The following is a 24,249-nucleotide window of genomic DNA, read 5'->3' as shown; positions in this document are numbered from 1 at the left end:
GACTTCTGAAAAACGGTTTTGTAAAAGGTGTGTTTCGTCTTTCTGCCTGATATGCCCGAATTCGGGCAGTGGCATACGAGTGGCAATAAAGTATCAATTCTTGATGTTGCGTACGCCAAATCATCTGCGTTTCCCGATGGAAACTGGTATCAACGCTCCAAAGAAGGGCGGCACGGAATAACGAGGTTCTGGAAAACGTAAGGAAGATGTAATGGCACAAGGATTGGTGCGCAAACTGCTGCCGGGATTTCTGGCGGTTGCGGTATTCATGACGGGAGATGGGTTCGAGCTGACGTTCCTGTCCAAATACGTCGTGGATCAGGGATTCAGCTCATCGCAGGCGTCGCTGCTGTTCACGATGTACGGCCTTATCGCGGCGCTTGCCGGCTGGTCCTCGGGCGTGCTGTCCGAGCTGTTCGGCCCCAAGCGCATGATGCTCATCGGCGCCGTGTCTTGGATTGTGCTGCATCTGGTGTTCATAGGCATAGCGCTGCCCAGCCACATCTTCTGGCTCATGCTCGTCTCGTACATGCTGCGAGGCATGGGCTACCCGCTGTTCATCTACTCCTTCGTGGTGCTGCTCGTCCAGACCGTCGACCCCGGCAAGCTGTCCTCGGCTCTGGGCTGGTTCTGGACCGCCTATTCCTTCGGCATCGGCGTGTCCGGCGCCTATCTGCCGGCATGGATCGTGCCTAAGATCGGCGAGTACGAGACGTTGTGGTTCTCGCTGGTGTTCTCGGCGATAGGCACGCTGATCTGCCTGTTCTTCATGCCGAAGACCCATAACGCGAAGCTCGACACGATGAGCAGCTCCGACAAGATGCGCGAGCTCGCCCGCGGCGTCACGATTCTCAAAGACAACCACCAGATCGCTCTCGCTGCCGTGCTGCGCGTCATCTGCAACCTCACGCTATACGGCTTCCCGGTCATCATGCCGCTCTATTTGGCCACGCACAACAATGGCGGCGGCGCCTGGTACAGGGTCACCGAGTGGTCGACCATCTGGGGGCTGCTGTTCCTGGTCACTGTGGTAGGCAACGTGTTCTGGGGGCGCATGGGCGACCGCTTCGGCTGGATGGGCCAGATGCGCTGGTGGGGCTGCTGGCTGTGCGCCGTCGGCACGCTGGCCATGTACTATGTGCCGCAGTTCTTCGGCCGCAACCTGCCGCTGATGTATCTGTGCGCAGTGGTACTCGGCATGGGCATCTCCGCCTTCGTGCCGATGGGCGCCGTGTTCCCCGCGCTGGAACCCGAGCACAAGGGCGCCGCAGTCTCCGCGAACAACCTCGCCTCCGGCCTGACCACCTTCTGCGGCCCGTTCATCGCCACGATGCTGCTGCAGACCGTCGGCTTCGCCGGCGTGTGCTGGGCGTGCGCTGTCTGCTACATCGGAGGCTCGATCATGTCCTTCTGGATTCGGCCCAATCAGCCCGGTCTGCCAGAGCGCAAATCGCGCAGATCCCGCAAACTTGCGGCGTAACAGCCGCACCCAACCAACCCAATCAACCAATAGTTTCAACCAAAACAAAGGAGTTATCATGAAGGCAGCCGTTCTCGAAAAGCAGGGCGTCATCAACATTCGCGAGGTCCCGGACGTCAAGGCCCCCGGCCCCGGCGAACTGCGCATCGCGCCCCACACCGTAGGCGTGTGCGGGTCCGATCTGCATTACTACACGCACGGTCGCGTCGGCAAGTATGTGGTCGAGCAGCCGATGATCATCGGCCACGAGGCATCGGGCACCGTGCTCGAAGTCGGCCCCGGCGTCACTGATTTCAAGCCCGGCGACCGCATCGCGATGGAGCCCGGCATCCCTGATATGATGTCGCGTGCCAGCCGCATGGGCATGTACAACGTCGATCCGGCCGTGCGCTTCTTCGCCACCCCGCCGGTCGACGGCTGCCTGTGCGACGAGGTCATCCACCCGGCCGCGTTCACCTACCATCTGCCCGAGTCCGTGAGCTTCGGCGAAGGCGCGCTGCTTGAGCCGACCGCCGTGGGCATGTGGGCCGCGACCAAGGCCGGCATCAAGCCCGGCGATGTGTGCGTCGTGACCGGCTCGGGCACCGTGGGCATGCTCACCGCTTCCGCCGCGCTCGCCGGCGGCGCCTCCAAGGTGTTCGTCTCCGACATCTCCGACATCAAGCTCGGCATCATCGGCCAGATCCCCGGCATCATCCCGGTGGATCTCAAGAAGGAGGATCTGGTCGAGCGCGTGCGCGAGGAGACCGCAGGCTGGGGCGCCGACGTGGCGTTCGAGTGCTCCGGCGCTCCGAAGGCCTACGAGACCTTCTGGAAGCTCATCGCGCCCGGCGGCACGGCTGTGCTCGTCGGCATCCCGGTCGATCCGGTCAAGATCGACATCACCGAGCTGCAGGCCACCGAGGTCCGCATCGAAAACATCTTCCGCTACGCCAACGTGTACCAGAAGGCCATCGATCTGGTCGCCAGCGGCAAGCTCAACCTCAAGCCCTTCATCACCGAGACCTTCGCGATGAAGGACACCAAGGCCGCCTTCGACCGCATGGACGAAGGCCGCCCGGGAGACATCAAGCTGCAGATCACCGTCGATCGCGACTGATTGCAGCTGATTGCCGGTCTGTTGATTGATGGTCGCCGATTCGTCGATTATTGATCGCTGACCCACGGTCTACATTATTACGGCATTACAGCGGAGACGCCCGTTTCTGAATATGGAATGGGCATCCCCGCTGTAATGCTCGGGACGGCATTCGCCAAGGCCGATTAGGCAGGCAAGGCGAATTTGTCAAGGTCGTTACGCTGGTCGCGGCGGGTCCGTCGCGCGAGACAATGCGCGATACAGTGGTAACGCAATGGGCTGTGGCATTGGTCGGCAATATATGGAGAATGGATGATGAGTTCGCAACCGGGCAGCATCAGCAGCCGATCTGATTCAGGCTCGCTTGAGGTAATCGTCCCCGATGGGGAAACCGCCATCCGCTGGGCCAGCCACGGCTATCCGAGTTCGCTGGCGAAATGGCACTACCATCCGCAGATCGAAATTCATCTCATCCGCGAAGGCAGCGGCCAGTTCATGGCCGGGGATGGTCTGATGCCATTCGAAGCCGGGCATGTGGCCTTGATCGGGTCGAACCTGCCGCATAACTGGATCTCGGACATCAGGCCCGGCGAGCGGCTTACGCACCGTGACATCCTATGCCATGTGCGCCCGCAGACCATACGACTGCTTTCGTCCGCATTCCCCGAGACCGCGGGCTTCGAGCAGGTGCTGCGTCGCGCTCTGCATGCCGTGGTGCTCTCTGGGGAATCGGCGCATCAGGTGGCGGACCTGCTGGTCGCGATGGGAGACCATGAGGAATCTCGTCGGGTAGCCGATCTGGTCGCCATGCTTGCGGTATTCGAGCACGCCCCGGAAGCGGAATCACGCACTTTGGTGACGCCCGAATACAATCCAATGGTGGCGGTCGGCGCCGAGGACGGCATCAACGCCGCGATCTCCTATATTTCGGATCATCTGGACGAAGTCAGCCTTCAGGATGCCGCCGAAGCGGCCGCGATGAGCGCCTCCACGTTCTCGCGGTTCTTCAAGCGCGTGGCCGGCATCGGCTTCGCCGACTTTGTGCGCAGCCTGCGCATCGGGAGGGCGTGCCGGCTGCTGTCGTGCACGGATATGCCGATTGCGCGCATACAACGGATGAGCGGCTATGCGAACGCTTCGAACTTCAACCGGCGTTTTCTGGAGGAGACAAGTCTGACGCCTTCCGCCTACCGCAAGAACCACTCGGCGCGGTGACGCCTAGACGCCGAATGCACAGGAAAATAAAAGGGCGGATCGTTGATACCTGAACGATCCGCCCTAGTTTGTCGGGCTGGCGAGATTTGAACTCGCGGCCTCCTCGTCCCGAACGAGGCGCGCTACCAAGCTGCGCTACAGCCCGTTTTGGCAACGTGGGCAATACTACATCCGGGAGGCGGACAAGGCAAAGCGGAGTGTCGAAGCCTGCGTCAAAGGCATAGGCTGAGACACGGGTTCTTGTCTTGCTGGTATATGGTGCAGACAGCGGGCTATGCATGGCCGTTCCCATCCCCAGTGCATCATTTGCGCCAAGGGTCAGCGATGGATGTCACAAATGTGTACGGGGTCAGCGATTCCGCATCATTTGTATCTTGTGAGCGCTGCGTAATGTCGCCAACGATGCATTCCTCCAAAGAAGCTGCCGCATGTGCGCTTTCATGCAGCCATTCTGTGTGTATTTATGTGTATCGGCACTTGGATAGACTGGTGCGTTATGAGTGAAACGACTGAGAACACTGCCGAGATGAATGAAGCGACCAGCCACGGCGCACCGATATCCGCAAACAAGACGTTACAGGCATCGAAAGAATCAGTATCCAAGGCGGCCAAATCCGACAATACGCAGGAAACCGGCGAGCAGGCACCTGCGATGACCACCGTCCAGCGGGCGCATATGCTGCTGCAGCAGGACCAGAGCATCTGCACGGCGATCGACGGCGGCGCGAGCCTCGATGAGGCGATCGACCCAAGCAACGATACGTACGGCCCGCTCGCGCACCCCGAGCAGGTGCAGATGCGCGTGGCCAAGCGCGCGCTCATGCTCAAGGAGGGCCTGCAGCCCTATCCGGTCCATCTCGACGTGACCGATCGCATCGAGGATATCCGCGCCAAGTATGACGGCACGTTGCAGCCGGGCGAGGAGACCGAGGATATGGTCGGCATCGCTGGCCGCGTGCTCTTCATCCGCAACGCCGGCGGCCTGTGCTTCGTGCAGTTGTGCGCGGGCGACGGCACCAAGATCCAAGGCATGATCGCCAAGCGGGAGATCGGCGCGGATTCGCTCAAGCAGTTTAAGCAGCTGGTCGATCTGGGCGACCATTTGTATCTTCGCGGCCGCGTCATCGCGTCGAAAACCGGCGAGCTGTCGGTTTTCGCCACCGAATGGAGCATCGCCGCCAAGGCCCTGCAGCCGCTGCCCGCGCTGCACAAGGAGCTCAACGACGACACGCGCACGCGCAAGCCGTATATCGGCATGATCGCCGATGAGAAGGTGCGCAACATGGTGCGCAACCGCTCCAAGGCCGTCTCCTCGCTGCGGCGCACCTTCGACGAGCATGATTTCATCGAGGTGGAGACCCCGATGCTGCAGACCATCCACGGCGGCGCTGCGGCCCGCCCGTTCACCACGCATATGAACGCCTTCGACATCGACCTGTTCCTGCGCATCGCGCCCGAGCTCTTCCTCAAGCGCTGCCTCGTGGGCGGCATCGACCGCGTGTTCGAGATCAACCGCAACTTCCGCAACGAGGGCGTCGACGCCACGCATGCCCCGGAGTTCACCATGATCGAGGCCTATCAGGCCTACGGCACCTACGACACCATCGCCAAGCTCGTCAAGGAGCTCATCCAGAAGACCGCAATGGACGTTTTCGGCTCCACGACTGTCACACTGCTGGACGGCACTGCGTACGATCTGGGCGGCGACTGGAAGCAGATCAGCATGTACGGCTCGCTTTCCGAAGCCTTGGGCGAGGAGATCACGCCGGAAACCTCGGTTGAGCATCTTGGCGCGATTGCCGACAGACTCGGCGTCGAACGCGACGAGGTGGAGAACCACGGCAAGCTCGTGGAGCACCTGTGGGAGCACTTCTACGAGGATAAGCTCTACGCGCCGACCTTCGTGCGCGATTTCCCGGTCGAGACCAGCCCGCTGGTCAAGGCCCACCGCTCCAAGCCGGGCATGGTCGAGAAATGGGATCTCTACGTGCGCGGCTTCGAGCTCGCCACCGGATACTCCGAGCTCAACGATCCGGTCGTGCAGCGCGAGCGGCTCGTCGCGCAGGCGCATGACGCGATGGCCGGCGACGAGGAGGCCATGGACATCGACGAGGACTTCCTCGAAGCACTCGGCGTGGGCATGCCGCCCGCAGGAGGCATGGGCATGGGCGTCGACCGTCTGCTCATCGCCCTGACCGGCGCGACGATCCGCGAAACCGTCACCTTCCCGCTCGTCAAGCCAATCAACTTCTAGGCTGCGTTCGGTGCGTTCGGTGCGTTCGGTGCGTTCCGTGCGTCAGCACGTACGGCGTCGCTTTTTGCACGTTAACGCGAGGCTGACGTACGTTTCGTGACGTTTTGCGGCCGTTTCGCATCGCTTTTTGTACGGTAGCCTCGCGCTAGCGTACAAAAGACGACGCAAAGCCGCGAGTTGCGATTATATGGGATGGCACAGATCGGGGGATGGTGTAAGGCGGAAGGCACCGGGCGATGTGCGGATGCGCGAAAGGCCCGTGACGAGCCTACCCTCGGCGTATGGTGGGGAGCCATGAAGCTTGGATTGTGGATACAAGGGGCGCGGCCGAAAACCCTGCCGCTGGGACTGGCTCCGGTTATCGCAGCCGCTATGACGATGTGGCAGCCCGTGTTTGAGGGCGTATACGGCGGGTCATATGACCATAAGCCGTGCCCGGTGTTCGATGGCAGGCCGAACCTCGATCTGGCCAGCAACTACGGCCGGTGCCTGACCTCCCACGGCTGGTACATTGCCGTGACCTTGCTGTGCGCAGGCGTTGCGGTTTTCCTGCAGATCGCCGCCAATTTCGCCAACGATTACTCGGATGGCGTGCGCGGGGTCGACAGCGGCAGGGACATGCGAAACGCTTCCACGTCAGGAGCAGCAAATATTACCGGCGGCGCAGCTCAGGCCCAAGTCCAAGCTCAGTCTCAACAGTTGTCCAAGGAATCGGCAGCTTCCGAAGGCTCGCAGCGCAGCCAAGCCCCATCGCGCCTCGTCGCGTCGGGCGTCGCGCCGAAGAAGGTGCTTGCCGCGGCCGGCATCAGTGCGGCGCTCGCCTGCGCATGCGGTCTGGCGATTATCGTGCTCACCGGCCATTGGTGGCTCCTCGCGCTTGGCGTGGTGTGCATCGTGGCTGGCTGGTTTTATGTCGGCGGCAAGCATCCGTACGGCTATCATGGCTGGGGCGAGATTTCGGTGTTCGCATTCTTCGGTCTGATTGCCACCTGCGGCACGTCGTATGCGCTGTCCGACACGGTGCCATATGTCATCATCTGGGTTGCCGTCGCGCAAGGACTGCTTGCTGTCGCGGTGCTGTCCGTCAATAATCTGCGCGATGTCGATGAGGATGCGGCGCACGGCAAACGCACATGGATGGTGCGCATGGGCAGAAGCGGCGGGAAAAAGCTCACCGAGATGCTGATTGTGGTACCGGCGCTGATGCTGACGGCGGAGTTCGCCATGCGTCATCCTTGGACCGCTGCCGCTGAGAAAGTCGATACCGCGTGTGGCTGGCAATACTCGTCGCCGAGTGATTCCGTGGGCAGGGAGGTATGCGATTATTCGCATGTCGCGTATACGCAGCATCTGTTCGTGGTGACTGCCGCAGCATTCGCATTGTCCTGCATCGTGTGCGTGGCAGCTGCGATCTACGTGCACCGGGAGAAGTACCGCGCGGCTTTGCCGTTATGCGCCCTCTCTTCGCTTGCACTGGCTTTTGCCTTCGGCACCTTGCATCTCCTGTAGCACCCTCCCTCATGTGAACGTGCACATGCACCGGGGTGTGATACTGCCCACAGTGTCGCCGATGGACATTATGATTGGGGCATGTCTTACAAACTAGTACTGCTCCGACACGGTCAGAGCGCATGGAATAAAACCAATCAGTTCACCGGCTGGGTGGATGTCCCGCTGACCGAGCAAGGCGTCGCCGAAGCCAAGCACGGCGGCCAGCTGCTCAAGGAGAAGAACGTCCTTCCCGACATCGTCTTCACCTCGCTGCTGCGTCGCGCCATCAACACGGCCAACTTCGCTCTCGACGAGGCCGATCGCCTGTGGATTCCCGTTCAGCGCAGCTGGCGTCTCAACGAGCGCCACTATGGTGCGCTGCAGGGTAAGAACAAGTCCGAGATTCGCCAGGAGTACGGCGATGAGAAGTTCATGATCTGGCGCCGCTCCTATGCCACCCCGCCGCCCGAGATCAACCCTGACGACCCGTATGCTCAGGACAATGACCCTCGCTACGCCGGCGATCCGGTGCCCGAGGCCGAGGCTTTGGCCAACGTCGTGGCCCGCGTCACCCCGTACTGGGAGTCCGCTATCGAACCTGAGCTCAAGTCCGGCAAGACCGTCCTGATCGCCGCGCACGGCAACTCGCTGCGCGCCATCGTCAAGATGCTCGACGGCCTGAGCGAGGAGGAGATCTCCAAGGTCAACATTCCGACCGGCATCCCGCTGCTTTACGAGCTGGACGAGAACTTCAAGCCGATCAAGCCCCGCGGCGAGTATCTCGACCCCGAGGCCGCCGCAGCCGGCGCCGCCGCAGTCGCCGCGCAGGGCCAAAGCAAGAAGTGAGCCGCTGAAGGCGTCTGACGCTGCTTCAACGCTTCAACTGCTTCAACGCAGAAAACCGCTGCCGTCTATCGCAAGTCGATTGGACGGCAGCGGTTTTCTGCTGTTCGCATTGCCTACTGGAGCGAAAGCGCCGCTGAGTACTGGGGGTGCGGACGAAAAGTTGGATATACTTTTCGTCCGCACCCCCTTTCGATGAGCGTCCGGATTGTAGCGCTCATTGTGACCGTGCGCTACACAACGGTCTGTAAGGCTTCGTTAGCGGCAGGATTGTAGCGTCAGGACGTAGCTAGCGCTACAAAACGGACGCTAAGCCTGGGGGTGCGCCTTTGTTCCATCAGCAAGCGGCTTTTAACTGCCAGTACTGCCAGTAGCTCTTGGTAATGTTACGCAAAACGAGGCGGAATCCTGATAACCGGGAATCCGCCTCGTGTGATGGGCATGACCGCGCTATGTGGCCAGCTATGACGCTCAGCTGATGTCGGTGCCTTCGTCGCGCTGGGGCTCCTTGCTGGGGTCGAAGCCGGAGACGATGTACGTCACCCGACGTGCGGCCGAAACCGCATGATCGCCCAGCCGTTCCATGAACCGGCCGATGAGCACCACGTCGATGAGCTGCTGCTTCGTGCCCGTCCACGAGTCGTCCAGCACCATCGAGAAGGTCTGATGGTGCAGATTGTCCAATGTGTCGTCGTCGAGGATGATGCGCTCGGCGATATCGGCATCGCGGTCGGCGAGCATGTTCACCGTGCGGTCGGCGGTCATATCGAGGAAATCACGCATCTGGCTGAACAGGTCCTGCGCCTCTGGCGGCACAGGGGAAAGCGGGTAGGTGCGGCGTGCCGCCTCGGCGATGTGGCGGGCCAGATCTCCCATGCGCTCGAAGGTGGAGGCCAGGCGCATCGAGGAGACGACCACGCGCAGATCGGTGGCCACCGGGCTCTGCTTGGCGAGCAGACGCACACACTGGTCGATGATGCTGGATTCCAGCGCATCGATCTCGATGTCGCCGTCGATGACACTCTGCGCGGCCTCCAGATCGGCATTCACCAGCGCTTCGCCCGAAGCGTTGATCGCCTTGCGCACGGCTTGTGCCATATGGTCGAGGTCGTCGGCCACAGCCTTCAGCTCCTCGTTGAAAATTACGCGCATGATTCAGCCTTCCTAATGTGAAATTCGCGACTACCACTAGTGTATGTGCAACGCCTCTTCGGCGCGACGCCAACATGTCTCGGCGCGGCGTTGTTGTCGCAGAATTCACCGTGCCGTTCACCTGCCATTCATATTGCTCGGCGGCTCGGCGAGCGATATGCGGCATGATTCACCGCGCGGGTTTGCCGTGCGGCATATCGTGCAGTGCGTGCAGTGCACCGGATTCGCGTGAGCAGTTGTGCCAGGCGCACCGCATGCCGCCGTGCCAGGCGCCGCAGCGCATGTCGCGCGATCCGACGCGCGGTATGGGAGAATGGAGGCATGCCCCTGACCATGTCATCCGTCCTGATTTTCTCGGTGTTCGGCCTGCTCGCCGCCGCCATCGTGACCGCATTGCTGTACTCGATGTTCGATTGGCTGCGGCCTGCGCTCAAACGGCTGCTCGGTTCCGGTTCGACGCTTTCCGACCGCGCCGGATCGCTGCGTCGCCGCTGGTCGCGCCGGCAGACGGACGAGGAGGCAGGCGACGATCTGGATGATTCGACGGCCGCGCTCATTTCAATGCTCAACACCGTCTCGATCGTGGTGGATGAATCAGACGAGGTCGTACGCGCCAATCCTGACGCCTACGCCTTGGGGGTGGTGAGCGATGACGCAATCGTCAACGAATATGTTCTCGAGCAGGTCCGCTTGGTGCGGGTCAAAGGAGGCCGGCGTCAGTTCGATCTGACGACCGACACGCCGGAGCGCTTCGTAAGTCTTCCTGCCGACGCGCCCGAGAGCGGCGGCGCATATGGCAATGATCGCAGCGACGCGAGTGCCAGCGTGCAGATGGTGAGCCGGCCTAACTGGTTGAAGGTGACCGTGGGGCGCATCAACGGGCATTTCGTAGTCGTGCTGCTCGACGATGTGAGCGAATCAATCCGCTTCGCCCAGCTGCGCGACTCCTTTATCGTCAACGTGTCGGAGCAGCTCTTGGCGCCTACGCAGGATCTCGAGCGGCTGGCCGATGCGTTGGAGCGCGGCGATCTTGACCTTGAGCAGATTCATGCCCAGGCTCGGCAAGTACGACTCTCGAGTCGCCACCTCAGCCATATGGTCTCGGATCTGCTGCTGCTCATCAAGGCGCAGGAGCCCGTCACGCCCAGCGAGTCGAACCGGCTGGATGTCAAGGAGCAATTGGATTGGGTCGCCAGCACGCTGGCCGATGAGAGCAACCGATTTGGCACGCCGATCGCAGTGAGCTGCGAGGAGGGCTTGAGCGTCAACGGCGAACGCGAGCAGATTCGTGCCGCAGTGGGCAAGCTGGTCGAGAACGCCATGACCTATTCTCTCAGGGGCTCCACGGTGAGCGTGTCCGCGCAGCGGTCCAAGGATGGCAAGGAGGCGGTCATCCGCGTGATCGACCGCGGCGAAGGCATTGCGAAGGCGGAGCAGCCGCGCGTGTTCGAGCGCTTCTACCGCGGCGCGAACCAGAATGAGCGCACCGCCGAGGGCATCGGGCTGGGGCTGGCCATCGTCAAGCATGTGGCGCTGACGCATCATGGCAGCGCCACTTTATGGAGTGCGCCCAAGCAGGGCAGCACTTTTACGCTGACGCTGCCGTTGGCCCATCGCGCCGCTGTCGATTGAGGTCCGCTGGGAGTCCGCTATTCGCCTAGACGGCGGTAGTTCCAACGGTCGAAATGCTCCCAGAGCAGCAGCAGCATGCCGACGACGATTCCTGAGCCGCAAATGATCAGCAGCCGCACCATGTTGAAGCCGCAGGCCATAAGCACTAAGCAGACGGCGAGAGCCAGCAGCCACAGGCCAATGCCGATGAGAAACACCTTGCGCAGATCCACGCGCACCGGATTGGGTGCGGGTTTGCGGACGTCGGGATTGAGGATCGGCGCGAATTTCATACCATCACTGTAGCCCGCGGGGTAACCTTGGTTCAGTCCGTCGTCCGCCGGGAAGAAAGGAACCGACCGTGTACCCGATTCGTCCCGTCGCCAAGCAGTACGCCTGGGGATCGTATGACCGGCTGCAGTCCATGTTCTCCTCCCAGTTCGAGCAGCCGTGCGAGGGGCCGCTGGCCGAGATGTGGTTCAGCGGGCACCCGCAGTGGCCTTCGCTGCTGAGCGTCCCGGGACGGGGAGAGATCAGCGTCACCGATGCGATTCGCGAGGATCCCGAGGGCATGGTAGGCCGGCGCAGCTCCGACCATTTCGGACCGGTGCTGCCGTATCTGCTCAAGGTGATCTCCGCCAGGATTCCGCTGTCGCTGCAGGTTCACCCGGTCGGCTTCGAGGCGCGCGCAGGGTACAACGCGCAGAACGCGGCAGGCGTGCCCTTCGATTCGCCGCTGCGCTCGTTCAAGGATCCGGTGGCGAAAAGCGAGATGGTTGTGGCGATGGGACCGTTCAGCGCTTCGGTCGGCTTCGCGTCCATTCCCTTTATGCTGCGTAACCTCAGACTGGTCGATCATCCCCTCGCAGCGCGTATGGCGCAGGCGTTCGCCTCGCGCTTCGCGGTGCGGGCGCGGGGCGCGGACGACTTCGAGGAGGCCGACGCGATGATGCCGGTTTCCGCCGCCGTCTGGCCTGAATCGCGAAAGCAGGTGTTCCGCGCCTTTCATACGGCGATAGCCGCAGGCGAATCCGATGGCCTGTTGCCTGCGTTGGAAGCCGCAGCGACCGAGGCCGCCAACACGCGCTCCCATCTCGCTTTTGAGCACGCACTTATCGCCGCAAGGGCTTTCGAGCGCGATGCCAGCGTGCTGAGCCTGCTGATGATGAATCCGGTCACGCTCGACGAGGGGGAGTCGGTGTTCATCCCGGCAGGAACGCCGCATGTGTATCTGCATGGCACGGGCGCGGAGATCATGACCAACTCGGACAATGTGCTGCGCGCAGGCATGACCGTCAAGCACAAGGACATACCCAATCTGCTGCGTACGCTCGATTGCCGATCAGGCGCTCCCATCAACCCGGCCGCCACCGATCTCGTGTCGCTGATGATGCGCGATGTAGTCGTCTACAAGCCCGGTCTTGAGGAGTTCATGCTCTCCTACGGGCATGTGGATGCCAAGCACCAGCAATGGCCTATGGCAGAGCAGCTGATTCGGCGCTATGGCAAGCTCGCCGGGCAGATCGGCAACGGGCGGCCGCTGGTCCCCAGGGAGCAGGGACCGCGCGTGCTGCTGTGCACCGAAGGCGCGGTGCATTGCGTCAGTGCGCAGGACGAACGCGTGCTCGTGCGTGGGCAGTCCGTTTTCGTTCCCGCGCACGAGGGCTGGCTGACCGTTGACGCCGTCGACTGTGGCCCGGATTCAGCCCATGCCCCCTTCGCGGCCAATGGCTCGTTCATCATGGCCTCGACGCAGCGCTGAGCGCTTCATAGGCGTTGAGTTTTATAGACGCTGAGTTTCACAGGTGTCGAGCGTTCCATAAGCAACGGGGCGGTTCATAGGTAACGGAGTGCCCCAAAAGACAGCGCTGCTCGGTTCGCGAGCGACGTCGCGTGGTTCACAGGCGCTCGACCACGTAGTCGATGCAGTGGGTCAGAGCCTCGACGTCGTCGGGTTCCACGGAGGGGAACACGCCGATGCGCAGCTGATTGCGGCCGAGCTTGCGATATCCGGCCGTGTCGACGATGCCGTTGCCCCGCAGCGTGGCGATCACCTGCTTGGCATCGATGGCGTCATCCAGATCGATGGTGACCACCGCGTTCGAGCGGGTCTGAAGGTCGCTTACGAAAGGTGCGGCATAGTCGCTGGCCTGCGCCCATTGATACAAGGTGCCTGCGGAACGAGCGCAACGCGCCGTGGACCACGCCAGGCCGCCGTTGCCGTTTAGCCAGCCGATCTGCTCGGCAAGCATGATGAGGGTCGCGATGGCCGGCGTGTTGAGTGTCTGGTCCTTGCGCGAGTTCTCGATGGCCGAGCGCAACGAGAGAAACGGCGGTATCCAGCGCGGCGAGCCGGTCTGTTTGGCGGCGTCGGCCAGGCTGTAGGCACGTTCGATGGCGGCGGGGGAGAGCACGGCGACCCATAGCCCGCCGTCCGAGCCGAAAGCCTTCTGCGGGGAGAAATAGTAGGCATCGCACTGCGAGACGTCCACCGGCAGTGCTCCTGCGCCGCTTGTCGCGTCGATCAAGGTCAGGGCTTCCTGCTCGCTGCTGCCTTCGACACGCCGCACCGGCGCGGCCACGCCGGTCGAGGTCTCGTTCTGCGCCCAGCAGTAAGCGTCCGCATGCTCAGTGTATTCAGGGATGCGGTAAGAGCCGGGTTCGGCCTCGTATATCACAGGATCGTCGAGGAATGGCGCCAGCGCCGCCGACTGAGCGAATTTAGCGCTGAAGGAGCCATAGCTGCCGAACGCTGCCCTGCGGCCGATAAGCGAGGCGCAGGCAAGATCCCAGAAGGCGCTCGCCCCGCCGTTGCCCAGTACGATTTCGTACCCGGCGGGCAATGAGAAGAAATCGCCCAAGCCTTCGCGAATCGAGGCGACCAGTTTCCGTACGGGAGGCTGGCGGTGCGAGGTGCCGAGCAGTGCGCCGCCAGCCTCGTCAAGAGCGCGGATTTGTTCGGAACGTATTTTGCTGGGACCGGAGCCGAACCGTGCGTCGCTGGGCCGTAGGGATTCGGGAATCGTCACTGTTTTGACCATACTTGCCTAGAGTAGCAAGGTGGGCGCATCACCGCCGGCGATCGGTCATGCTGTGGCCCCGATGCGAGACACGCCCGATGATCCAGCGCGATGAGCCATGGCGCAGTCGCCGGGAGGGGGACGCGAAAGGCCGATTTTTAGCCCTATGCTCCGGGCGCCGAAGCCGGCCGCCTCAAGAGACGATCGGCGACGGGGCTGGAGGTTGGACCAGACCATCATGTAGGGTGCTGCTTGAGCTTGTACCGGGTCGCCGCATGCCGCGTGACCCTGAACCCGATAAGGAGCTGGGCACGTATGAAGCATGCTGCGCATAAGGCGGCCAAGGTTTCCCAGAGACGAGAGAGCGCACAGCGCTCGCTGTTCGCCTCGAGCCATGGCACCCACACCGCAAAGGCTACCCTTGTTCAGACTTCCGCAGGCACGATGAGCGTGGAGATCGATCAGGCCCTCGCTGCCAGAATCAACGAAGTGGCTCCGCTCACCCGTCGCGCGATGCGTGAATCGGCCCGTGCCGCGGACCGCCGCTCGCATATCATCGCTTCGACTTCGCTGGCCGCGCTGGTAGGCACTGCAGCCACAGCTATGGCTTTCGCCAAGCCCTCTGACGCCGCGGTGGCTGCCGCGGATGCCCCCACGGCGACCACGCAGATCAAACGCGCTTCCGCCAATGCCGCTTCCCGTTCCGAAGATCGTGTGCCGCTGAACGAGACGGTCGCGCAGCCGCAGGCGACTTCCGCCACGCAGACCAGCAGCAACGAGGGAAACTGGCAGCTGAGCGATTCAAGCGCCAGCCTCGACGTGAACAGCATGTCCCGTTCCACCGCCAACAACCCGGCCATCGCCGCGCTGCTGGACGGCGACCACGATGCGTTGCCCGCAGGCTTCGACCCCAACCACGCCACCGGCGATTCCGGCAACGCCTACGAATTCAGCCAGTGCACTTGGTGGGTCTACGTGCGCAGGCATCAGCTGGGACTCCCTGCCGGCTCGCATATGGGCAACGGCAACATGTGGGGCAATTCGGCTCGCGCTCTAGGCTACTGGGTTGACCATCAGGCTCGTCATGTCGGCGACATCATGGTGTTCGCCGCAGGCCAGGATGGCGCCGACGCCGCATACGGCCATGTCGCGATCATCGAGAAGATCAATCCTGATGGCTCGGTGGAGACCTCGGAAAGCGGCTCGGTGATGAACGGCAAGACCTATTCGCGCAGCTACAGCGCACAGCAGGTCTCCCAGCACGACATCATCCATTACTGAGTTTTCCGCGCCGATCGTTTTTCGCTGCTCTTCGCGGCTGAGCCGATGATCAGGCATAGGCTGTTGTCTGAGCCGACGACGGCTCTGCGTTACTGGTTCGTCTCGCCATTCATCCGCGTGTCTCGGCAATACCAACGAGTGAGACACGATTGGGCGTTGCCGTGTAAGGAACATGTGCTATCTTCATGTCTTGATGATGAATAGAACGAAGTCCCTAACCGCGGCTGTGGCCATCGTGGCTACCAGCATGATGCTGACCGCGTTTGCCCCTTCCGCCACCGCAGCGGGCGATGATTCCGCTGCCTCGTCTTCTGCTACCGTATCTTCGTCGCGCTCTTTCAAGGCTGTCCAGCCGAAGAGCGATTTGCTCAAAGAATCCACATCGACCACGAATGACGGGGGCTGGGGCACGCAGACCCTCGACGTTCCCCAGACCAAGTCGCAGGCCGAGAAAGACGCCGAAGCGGCACGAGCCGCGGCTGAGGCGGCAGCAGCGCAGGCGGCGCAGGCCGCTGCGGCAAGCCGTTCCACGGATCGCGAATCGCTGCCTGCATCAGGTACGCAGAGTTTTGCCGTTGCGCCGCCGAATGGCGCTTCTGCGGCCTCGGTGCTCTCCTTCGCCAACCAGTTCGTCGGTAAGGTTCCTTACGTGTACGGCGGCTCGACCACCGCGGGCTGGGATTGCTCCGGATTCGTGCAGTACGTCTTCGCCAGCGTCGGCATTTCGCTGCCCCGCGCCTCCGGCGCACAGGCCACTGTGGGCACTGCAGTTCCCGATCTCTCCCAGGCAATGCCCGGCGACATCATCGCCAATGGAGGCCATGCGGGCATCTACATTGGCAACGGCATGGTCGTTAACGCGTTGAATCCGAGCCAAGGCACGGCAGTTTCCAGCGTCGGGGTATCGTTCAGCGGCGGCTATTCAATCCGTCGAGTTCTGTAGATTTCGTTTTCTGTTGCTGGCGGCATGTCCTTTACGGACATGCCGTTTTGCTATATGGACATAATCATTTGGCATAATCACATGTCGTAATCGTTAGAACACTGCACGCGGTCCCGCTCGGCTTGCATTCGCCAGCGGCAGGCGTCGCATGCGAACAGCAAGAAAGACAGATGCGTTTATGGACGATAAGCAACGGATCATGGACATCGTCGATGACAAGCAGGGCGAATTCATCGAGGCGTCCGATCGGATCTGGGACACTCCGGAGACCCGCTTCGCGGTGAAGCGCTCCGTAGAACCGTATTACGAGGTGCTGGAGAAGGAAGGGTTCTCGATCAGCAAAGGCGTGGCCGGCATGGAATACGCCTTCATCGCCACGTATGGCAGCTGCAAGCCGGTAATCGGCATCACGGCCGAATACGACGCCTTGGGCAACCTCAGCCAGGAGGCGGGCAACAGCGAACGCAAGCCGCTGGTTCCGGGCGGCGCCGGGCAGGGCTGCGGGCACAATGTGCTCGGCACCACGGCGTTGGGCGCTGCGGTCGCCTTGAAGACCCTCATGGAGGAGAAGCAGCTCACGGGCACGCTGCGGCTGTATGGCTGCCCCGCCGAGGAAAGCGGCTACGGCAAGGCCTTCATGGCGCGTGACGGCGTGTTCGACGATCTGGACGCCGCCTTCACCTGCCACCCGATGGACACCACTGCAGTAGTGGGCTCGGCCAGCCTGGCCGTGATGCAGGCCAACTTCGAATTCACCGGCGTCGCCGCCCATGCCGCCGCCGCGCCCGAAATGGGCCGTGACGCGCTGGACGCCGCCGAGCTGATGAATGTCGGCGTGCAGTTCCTGCGCGAGCACATCATCGATCAGGCGCGCATCCACTACGCCTTCCTCGACGCCGGCGGCGAATCCGCCAACGTCGTGCACCCGTCCTCGAAGATCTACTACTTCGTGCGTGCGCCTAGGCTCGACCAGGTCAAGGAGATCTACGATCGCGTGGTCAACATCGCGAAGGGCGCGGCGCTCATGACCGACACCACGCTGCATATCGACTTCGATTCGGCCTGCGCGAACTACATCCCCAATCATCCGCTCAGCGAGGCGATGGATGCGAATCTCGATCTGATCGGGCCGCTGCAGCTGACACCTCAGGAGCTCGCCTTCGAGAAAGACATCCAGGAGCACAGCGCACAACCCGGCCTGATCGACAAGCTGACCGCGCGCACCAAAGAGGCCTTCCCGGGCAAGACCCCCGAGGAGATCAGCGAGATCGCGAACAGCGGCATCGCCCTGCCGAAGTTCCCGCTGGTCTTCACCGACAACCCCAAGGGGCAAGGCTCGACCGACGTGGGCGACGTAAGCTGGTGCACGCCGACCACATACGTAGCAGTAGGCTTCGAGCCGCAGGGGATGTCGCCTCATTCCTGGCAGTGGGTCGCGAACGGCAAGTCCTCGGTGGCGCACAAGGGCCTAGTGCTGGGCGCAAAGACCATTGCGCTCACGGCGTACGACGCGTTGACGAATCCCGATCTGATCAAAGCCGCGCGGGAAGCCTTCGAACAGGATCTCGACGGCGCGACCTACACCTCGGTGATTCCGCCCGAAGTGGTGCCCCACTGAGCGAGCTGATCGCCCCTGCGATTTGCGAGGAGTCGCCGGAGATCTAGAGATAGCGAGACATAGCCGGGCGTCGCATGCCATTCCCGCACGCGACGCCCGGCGTTTTGTTTGCTGCGTTGCCCGTTGCAAGGCGCCTGATGCGCGGCGCCTGCCGTCGAGGAATGCTGGGCGGGCGCCCGCCGGCGAATGATTGCCGCCCGGCCATACCGCGGCGATTATGACGGAATGATTACGATGGCTTCTGCGCTTCGCACGCGTCGCGCGGTATTCTTGAAGGGAAGAAGGTCGGCTGCGCAGCCGCGCCGGCCGCTACTCCAAGGAGGTTCGCCATGATCAACGAAAAAGCCATTCTCGTAGGCGTCGATGGATCGCATGCCAGCTACAAGGCCACATGGTGGGCGGCGAACTACGCCAAGCATGCAGGGCTGACCTTGCAGATCGTGTGCGCGTATTCGCTGCCGAGCTATGCCGCCGTATCATTCGACGCGACCTATACGGCGATGGGCGATGACAACGCGGCCCACAGCGACGCGCAGGAGATCCTCTCGAAGGCCAAGGCCATCGCGGACGAGCAGGGCGTCGAAGCCGCCACGCTGATCGTGACCGGCGACCCTGCTTCGGTGTTCGTCGAGCTGTCGCGCAACTACAATCTCATCGTCATCGGCAACCGAGGCAAGGGCGGCTTGGCCGAGCGCCTGCTGGGCACCACCAGCTCCTCGCTGCCGGCGTATGCGTATTGCCCGATCGTCGTCGTGCCTTACACAGACGATGACGGCAAGGTGATGCACCTCAACAACACGATTACCAAGGTGGCTGTCGGCATCGATGAAAGCAAATGGGGCCTGAAGGCTCTGGAGCTTGCGGGCAATTTCGCCAGCGCCTGGGATGCATCGCTCGACGTGATCCTTGCAGTGCCCAATATCAGGGGCCTTGAGGGCGAGCAGGGCGTCACGGATTCGTACATGGAGGATCTGGGCGAAAGCATCAAGCCTTTGCAGGCAGCGCACCCCGATCTGCACATCGACAAGACCATCGTGCCCGACACGGCCGTCAACGCGCTGACCAAGGCCAGCTATGACCATGACGTCGTCGTGGTCGGCTCGCGTGGCCGAGGCGGATTCACGGGGCTTATCATGGGCTCCACGAGCCAGGGTCTGATTCAGCACTCCGTCGGCCCGGTGTACGTGGTTCCGCGCAAGTTCGTGGAGGCGCAGGAGGCGCGCATCCGCAAGCTCTCCGAGATCAGCGGCGTCGAGGAGATCTCGGTGCAGGCTGCGGACGACGCAGCGGCCGAAACCATCGAATCTGCAATCGACCCGATGCATCAGCCGCCGAGCCGCAACACGATGATGCAGTAGACGCGGTCCGCTGCAGGCTACACGCAGTCAGGGCCCGCGAAGCAATAGGACGATAGACGTCCGATAGGCAAAATAGACGCAAAGGGGGCCGGCGCAACCATTCCGGTTGCGCCGGCCCCCTTTGCGTGGAGTCGGTCCCTGCCCTATTCGAAGATCAGGCGAGCGCTCACTTGCGTACGGTGACGTTCATGCGCACCGGCGTCTCCTGCTCGTAGGTGTGCATCACGGTGCAGCTTTTCTCGATATGACGGGTGACGCGCTCCTTGAGCTTGGCCGCGTCCTCCTCGCTCAAGCCGGCGTCCGTGGCGTCGACGGTGACCTGCTCGCTGAAATTCAGGTAGGAGTCGCCGTCCGCATCATAAGTGCCGTCCACCACGATCTTCGCGCCCTTGCCTTCGCCGAGCGCATGTTCGATCGCGAACCGGCTGGACAGCGCACCGCACGCGGCCAGCGCCACCTTCATAAGATCGCCGGGGGAAAACTGGCCCCTGCCCTTGCCGAACTTGATATGTGCGCCCTCGTCGCTGAAGGCGTCCCAAGAACCGTCCTTGTTGCGCTCCACCCATATCCTTTTGCCCATATCGTCCTCCTGAGATCGTTATTTCGACGCGGTATCGCATCTGCACAGCCCAATCTAGCGCGTCATCGCGTCAACGGGCTTGGCTTGGGTCCTCCGCGAAACCGGATGCGGGGCGGATCCGCGCGTTTCCCGCGCTGAAACGCAAGAATCTGCCCAGTACGGGTGCGCGGGCCGGCCATACTGGGCATATTGCCGCGTTTTTGCTGCCCTAAACGCAGCACTATGACCAGTAGCGAGGCGTGGCGGCGCGGGTATGGCAACGAAAGAGGTCGCCGGCGGGTGGGGGCGCCATGGATGGACCCCCAAGCGCACGCGAGCTGCGGCATCGGAGGAATATGCCAGCCGCGAGGCGATGGCGCGCCAAGAAAGGTTTCGATTAGACTGGTGCGCATGGCTTTGACACCCGAAGAACTCGCAGACATCCGCACCCGCATCCCACAGCGCCCAAGCACCGATATCCCCATGCCTTACGAGGATCTCGTACGCAAGATCCTCGCCGAAGGCACGCTCAAATCGGACCGCACGGGCACGGGCACGGTTTCGCTCTTCGGCCAGCAGATGCGTTTCGATCTGAGCGAAGGCTTCCCGCTGCTCACGACGAAAACCGTGTTCTTCAAAGGCATTGCCTACGAGCTGCTGTGGTTCCTCAAGGGCTCACGCAATATCACGTATCTGCTTGATCATAACGTGCATATCTGGGACGAATGGGCCGACGAGAACGGCGACTTGGGGCCGGTCTATGGCGTGCAGTGGCGCAGCTGGCCCGCTCCCACGCCGGACGACTCCAATCGCACGATCGACCAGATTACGAATGTGCTGAATCTCATCACGACCCAGCCCGATTCGCGGCGCATGATCGTCAGCGCATGGAACCCGGCCGAGGTCGAGAAGATGGCGCTGCCGCCATGCCACGCGCTGTTCCAGTTCTACGTGGCCGACGGCAGGCTTTCCTGCCAGCTCTATCAGCGTTCGTGCGATATGTTCCTCGGCGTGCCGTTCAACATCGCCTCGTATTCGCTGCTCACCATGATGATGGCCCAGCAGACGGGCTTGGAGCCCGGCGAATTCGTGTGGACCGGCGGCGACTGCCATATCTACGACAATCACATCGACCAGGTGCTCGAGCAGCTGGACCGCGAGCCGTATCCCTACCCGCAGATGAGGATTCGCAAGGCCAATTCGCTATTTGACTACGATTACGAGGACTTCGAGATCGTGGGCTACCAGCATCACCCGACCATCAAGGCGCCGATTGCGGTGTGAAACAGCGTCGGATGAGCGGGCTGCTGGGTGGGCTGGCGAAACGCCGCGCGATGGTCTGAGGCAATCACTAAGCTGTGAGCCAGTCAATTTCCTTCCAAGGAGTGGATGAAATGGAGCATGACAGTAGCCGCAGTGGCTATCACGAACCCGAGCCCGGGCTTGCCGGGCTGCAGGAGGCCGAGGAGTGGGGCGATGACATCGTCAAGACCTTCTCGGTGAATCTCATCTGGGCGCAGGCGAGCGACAACGAAGGCCGTCCGGGCGCCATCGGGTTCAAGGGAACGATGCCTTGGCACTTGGCCGAGGACATGCGCCGGTTCAAGGAGCTTACCGTCTCCCACCCGGTGATTATGGGCCGCAAAACGTGGGAATCGCTTGATTCGCGCTTCCGTCCGCTGCCCAACCGCGACAACTTCGTCATATCGGGCGATCACACGTATCGTGCGCCGGGCGCGACCGTCGTGGACGATCTCGAAACCGCGCTCGACCTCGCGCGGCAGGAAGCCATTCCCGACGACGGTCTGGACCGCAGCGAAATCTGGGTGATCGGCGGCGCGCAGATATATCAGGCGACCCTGCCTTTCGCCAACAAGGCCTACATTACGCAGATCGACGCGCAGGTCGATGCCGATGCCTACGCGCCGGACATGAACGCCTTGGTCGAACTCGGGCTATGGCACGTCGCTGAACAAGGCGAATGGCGTACGCCGAAGAAACCTGAGGGAACGGTGCAACGCTACCGTTTCCTGACCTTGGAAAAGGGAGAGCAGAACCAGTGAGCGACGACAGCAGGCAGCATTACACTGTGATGACCGTGTGCACGGGCAATATCTGCCGTTCGCCTATGGCCGAAATCATACTGCGTGCGCAATTCGAAGGCGCCGGGCTGAGCGGGCGCGTGGATGTCGAATCAAGCGGCGTAAGCGATGAAGAGGAAAGCCACCCCATCGATCCTCGGGCCGTGCGCGTGCTGCGCCAGCGCGGCTATGCGATTCCCGCGCACCATTACGCGCATCGCATCACTCGTGACGAGATTGAACGAACCGACCTCTTCCTGCCCATGACAGCCGCGCATATGCGTTCGCTGCTGCGCCAGATTCCCGGCGGCAAGCGATCGCAGGTGCATCTGTATCGCAGCTTCGATCCGAATCTGCCCACGCCGCCGGCAGGTCGCGAGGACAAGATCGACTTGGTCGACCCGTGGTACGGCGGTCCCAAGGACTTCGAGATCGCCATTGATCAGATCGAGGAAGTCGCGCCGTACATCGTCGATTGGGTCAAAAGTCGGTTATAGCGAGACGGACTCGCACTTTTTCGAGCGCTTCGAAAAAGTGCGAGTAAAACGCAACAACGGGGGTGCGGACGAAAAGTTGGACGTTTTGGCGTCCGGATTGGAGTTCGCATGTTTTCGATGGAGGATCGGCGCAGGGCCGTTGACCTGTATTTCACGGAGGGCATGACCATCAGGAAGGTCGTCGCCGAGCTCGGCTACCCGTCCGAGGGCGCGCTGGTGAAATGGGTTCGCGAGGACCCGCGTTACACGGGCGCGTGCAGGCGTTCGTATACGCTGGAATGCAAGACGAACGCGGCCAGACGCGCGCTCGGCGGCGAGCCCCTCGCCCGCGTGGCGCGCGACGCGGGCTGCACGCCGACGAGCGTGTACCAGTGGATGCGCCGCTACCGGAGCGAGGGGATACTGGGACTGATGAACAGGAGAAACGCGCCGATGCCGGCCGGGCCGGTGCCCGCGGCCGGCGATGACGTGGAGGGGCTGCGCCGGCAGGTGGAGGCCCTGCGGCTGGAGAACGCGGTGATGCGGGAGACGATCGATGTTTTAAAAGCCGACGACCCGCGCCTCGACCCGTCCATGCTGACGAATCGGGAGAGGACGCGGGTCGTCGACGCGATCAGGGGTGAGTTCGGCCTGGCCCGCGCGCTCCAGGCGACGGGGTTGAAGCGCAGCACGTACTACTACGAGCGCGGCGTCGTCGCCGCGGGCGACAAACACGCCGCGCTCAGAGCGCGTGTCCGCCGCCTGTTCGAGTCCGGCGGGCGCGTGTGGGGCTATCGCACCGTCCACCGCATGCTGCGCCTCGACGCGAAGGACCCGCTGGTCGTCTCGGAGAAGGTCGTCAGGCGGATCATGCGCGAGGAGGGCCTGCGGCCAGTGTATCTGAAACGCCCGAAGCGGTGGAGCTCCTACGCCGGCGAGATCACGCAGGCACCTGAGAACCTCGTGGAACGCGACTTCCATGCCGGCGAACCGAACATGCTGTGGGTCACTGACGTGACCCAGTTCACCATGGATGGGTACAAGTGCTGGCTTTCGCCGGTGGTCGACTGCTTCGACGGGATGGTGGTCTCCTGGACGCTGTCGCGCTCCCCGGACGCCGCGATGGCGGACCGGATGCTCCTGGACGCGGTCGCCACGCTCAAGGACGGGGAGCGTCCAATCATCCATTCCGACCGCGGCTGCCACTATCGGTGGCCCGGATGGATCCGCATCTGCGAGGAGAACGGCCTGGTCCGTTCGATGAGCGCGAAGGGCTGCAGCCCGGACAACGCGGCCGCCGAGGGGTTCTTCGGCAGGCTCAAGAACGAGTTCTTCTACAAGCGGGACTGGAGTGGCGTGGGCTACGAGGAGTTCCGCGAACGCTTATCCGCCTACCTGACCCATTACAATGAAACCAGGATCAAGAAGTCACTGGGCTGGATGAGCCCCGTGCAATACCGCAGAAGCCTTGGACTGGCCGCCTGACCGTCCAAAAAAACATCCGCACCCCCGTTAAATGACAAAATGTGTGTTTTATTTTGCCACTTATTCCTACTGCCGTAAGGCGTGTCGCAGGGTGATTCTGGGTCCGGGGCATTATCGAGGCCCCCGCTTGACTTTTCCGGAAAACATGCTCCTGCTGTGCTTGACGGATGGGCGGAAGAAAATCATCCGAAGCGGGACCGTGCACGATATGCGGCGAGCCGATGCGCAAGAACGGGACGACATCGTCGGGCGGGCAGCGGTGGCGGTGCATGCGCGCCGCGCGAGCAGCGCGGGCGACGGCGGC

Annotated in this window: 21 protein-coding genes and 1 tRNA gene; 17 read left to right on the top strand and 5 right to left on the bottom strand. The window is 62.4% G+C overall.

Annotation, left to right across the window (positions count from 1 at the left end; translation table 11 throughout):
- The first annotated feature begins 211 nt into the window (after window positions 1-211).
- The 3 genes from BISU_RS08315 to BISU_RS08305 all read left to right on the top strand — a co-directional run bounded on the left by BISU_RS08315 (window position 212) and on the right by BISU_RS08305 (window position 3,773).
- Window positions 212-1,480, top strand: a complete 1,269-nt coding sequence (locus BISU_RS08315) for an MFS transporter (protein WP_024464263.1) — start codon at window positions 212-214, stop codon at window positions 1,478-1,480.
- Between the two features lie 58 nt (window positions 1,481-1,538).
- On the top strand, window positions 1,539-2,579 hold the full coding sequence (locus BISU_RS08310) for an NAD(P)-dependent alcohol dehydrogenase (protein WP_024464264.1): 1,041 nt from the start codon (window positions 1,539-1,541) through the stop codon (window positions 2,577-2,579).
- Window positions 2,580-2,870: 291 nt separating this feature from the next.
- Window positions 2,871-3,773 carry a helix-turn-helix domain-containing protein gene (locus tag BISU_RS08305; RefSeq protein WP_226839090.1) on the top strand — a complete coding sequence of 301 codons (903 nt, stop codon included), beginning with the start codon at window positions 2,871-2,873 and terminating at the stop codon, window positions 3,771-3,773.
- A 71-nt stretch (window positions 3,774-3,844) separates the two neighbouring features.
- Here the strand turns inward: BISU_RS08305 and BISU_RS08300 are convergent.
- Window positions 3,845-3,918 (bottom strand) — tRNA-Pro (locus BISU_RS08300).
- 507 nt (window positions 3,919-4,425) lie between these two features.
- Between BISU_RS08300 and lysS the strand changes: the two genes are divergently transcribed.
- The 3 genes from lysS (at window position 4,426) to BISU_RS08285 (ending at window position 8,364) form a co-directional block, all read left to right on the top strand.
- Window positions 4,426-6,027 carry a lysine--tRNA ligase gene (gene lysS / locus BISU_RS08295; RefSeq protein ID WP_033503194.1) on the top strand — a complete coding sequence of 534 codons (1,602 nt, stop codon included), beginning with the start codon at window positions 4,426-4,428 and terminating at the stop codon, window positions 6,025-6,027.
- Between the two features lie 294 nt (window positions 6,028-6,321).
- The gene (menA, locus tag BISU_RS08290; RefSeq protein WP_033503182.1) at window positions 6,322-7,536 is read left to right on the top strand and encodes a 1,4-dihydroxy-2-naphthoate octaprenyltransferase; all 1,215 of its coding nucleotides are present in this window, start codon (window positions 6,322-6,324) and stop codon (window positions 7,534-7,536) included.
- A gap of 81 nt (window positions 7,537-7,617) precedes the next feature.
- Entirely contained in the window at window positions 7,618-8,364 is a 747-nt protein-coding gene (locus tag BISU_RS08285; protein ID WP_024464268.1) for a phosphoglyceromutase, read from the top strand.
- Window positions 8,365-8,832: 468 nt separating this feature from the next.
- Here BISU_RS08285 and phoU read toward each other — a convergent pair whose 3' ends face one another.
- Entirely contained in the window at window positions 8,833-9,513 is a 681-nt protein-coding gene (gene phoU / locus BISU_RS08280; protein WP_024464269.1) for a phosphate signaling complex protein PhoU, read from the bottom strand.
- Window positions 9,514-9,834: 321 nt separating this feature from the next.
- Between phoU and BISU_RS08275 the strand changes: the two genes are divergently transcribed.
- Window positions 9,835-11,145: a sensor histidine kinase gene (locus BISU_RS08275; protein ID WP_024464270.1), complete on the top strand. Its 1,311-nt coding sequence runs from the start codon at window positions 9,835-9,837 to the stop codon at window positions 11,143-11,145.
- A gap of 17 nt (window positions 11,146-11,162) precedes the next feature.
- Here BISU_RS08275 and BISU_RS08270 read toward each other — a convergent pair whose 3' ends face one another.
- Window positions 11,163-11,417: a hypothetical protein gene (locus BISU_RS08270; RefSeq protein ID WP_024464271.1), complete on the bottom strand. Its 255-nt coding sequence runs from the start codon at window positions 11,415-11,417 to the stop codon at window positions 11,163-11,165.
- Window positions 11,418-11,485: 68 nt separating this feature from the next.
- On the opposite strand from BISU_RS08270, the gene manA reads away from it, so the two are divergent.
- The gene (gene manA, locus BISU_RS08265) at window positions 11,486-12,886 is read left to right on the top strand and encodes a mannose-6-phosphate isomerase, class I (protein WP_024464272.1); all 1,401 of its coding nucleotides are present in this window, start codon (window positions 11,486-11,488) and stop codon (window positions 12,884-12,886) included.
- A gap of 136 nt (window positions 12,887-13,022) precedes the next feature.
- On the opposite strand, the gene serC is transcribed toward manA, so the two are convergent.
- Entirely contained in the window at window positions 13,023-14,165 is a 1,143-nt protein-coding gene (gene serC, locus BISU_RS08260) for a phosphoserine transaminase (protein ID WP_024464273.1), read from the bottom strand.
- A gap of 294 nt (window positions 14,166-14,459) precedes the next feature.
- Here serC and BISU_RS08255 point away from each other — a divergent pair, with 294 nt between their 5' ends.
- The 4 genes from BISU_RS08255 (at window position 14,460) to BISU_RS08240 (ending at window position 19,344) form a co-directional block, all read left to right on the top strand.
- Window positions 14,460-15,425 (top strand): CHAP domain-containing protein, encoded by a 966-nt coding sequence (locus BISU_RS08255; protein ID WP_024464274.1) that lies wholly within the window; start codon window positions 14,460-14,462, stop codon window positions 15,423-15,425.
- Between the two features lie 193 nt (window positions 15,426-15,618).
- Window positions 15,619-16,368, top strand: coding sequence for a C40 family peptidase (locus BISU_RS08250; RefSeq protein WP_034533020.1), 750 nt, complete (start codon window positions 15,619-15,621; stop codon window positions 16,366-16,368).
- 178 nt (window positions 16,369-16,546) lie between these two features.
- Window positions 16,547-17,986: an amidohydrolase gene (locus tag BISU_RS08245; protein WP_024464276.1), complete on the top strand. Its 1,440-nt coding sequence runs from the start codon at window positions 16,547-16,549 to the stop codon at window positions 17,984-17,986.
- Window positions 17,987-18,315: 329 nt separating this feature from the next.
- Window positions 18,316-19,344, top strand: coding sequence for a universal stress protein (locus BISU_RS08240; RefSeq protein WP_024464277.1), 1,029 nt, complete (start codon window positions 18,316-18,318; stop codon window positions 19,342-19,344).
- Between the two features lie 166 nt (window positions 19,345-19,510).
- Here BISU_RS08240 and BISU_RS08235 read toward each other — a convergent pair whose 3' ends face one another.
- Window positions 19,511-19,924, bottom strand: coding sequence for an OsmC family protein (locus BISU_RS08235; protein WP_024464278.1), 414 nt, complete (start codon window positions 19,922-19,924; stop codon window positions 19,511-19,513).
- 462 nt (window positions 19,925-20,386) lie between these two features.
- Between BISU_RS08235 and BISU_RS08230 the strand changes: the two genes are divergently transcribed.
- From BISU_RS08230 to BISU_RS13665, 5 genes are all read left to right on the top strand, one after another.
- Window positions 20,387-21,187 carry a thymidylate synthase gene (locus BISU_RS08230; protein ID WP_226839185.1) on the top strand — a complete coding sequence of 267 codons (801 nt, stop codon included), beginning with the start codon at window positions 20,387-20,389 and terminating at the stop codon, window positions 21,185-21,187.
- A 110-nt stretch (window positions 21,188-21,297) separates the two neighbouring features.
- Window positions 21,298-21,966: a dihydrofolate reductase gene (locus BISU_RS08225; RefSeq protein WP_024464280.1), complete on the top strand. Its 669-nt coding sequence runs from the start codon at window positions 21,298-21,300 to the stop codon at window positions 21,964-21,966.
- A 29-nt stretch (window positions 21,967-21,995) separates the two neighbouring features.
- Window positions 21,996-22,481 (top strand): low molecular weight protein-tyrosine-phosphatase, encoded by a 486-nt coding sequence (locus tag BISU_RS08220; RefSeq protein WP_033503179.1) that lies wholly within the window; start codon window positions 21,996-21,998, stop codon window positions 22,479-22,481.
- 108 nt (window positions 22,482-22,589) lie between these two features.
- Window positions 22,590-23,945 (top strand): IS3 family transposase, encoded by a 1,356-nt coding sequence (locus BISU_RS08215; protein ID WP_033503612.1) that lies wholly within the window; start codon window positions 22,590-22,592, stop codon window positions 23,943-23,945.
- A 167-nt stretch (window positions 23,946-24,112) separates the two neighbouring features.
- Window positions 24,113-24,249, top strand: a 137-nt coding sequence (locus tag BISU_RS13665) for a transposase-like zinc-binding domain-containing protein (protein WP_459166247.1), incomplete at its 3' end; no start/stop codon positions are given.

The sequence above is a fragment of the Bifidobacterium subtile genome (genome assembly GCF_000741775.1).
Lineage (GTDB): Bacteria > Actinomycetota > Actinomycetes > Actinomycetales > Bifidobacteriaceae > Bifidobacterium > Bifidobacterium subtile.
The sequence above is the reverse complement of the archived record's forward strand: the minus strand, read 5'-3'. Positions and strand labels throughout refer to the sequence as shown.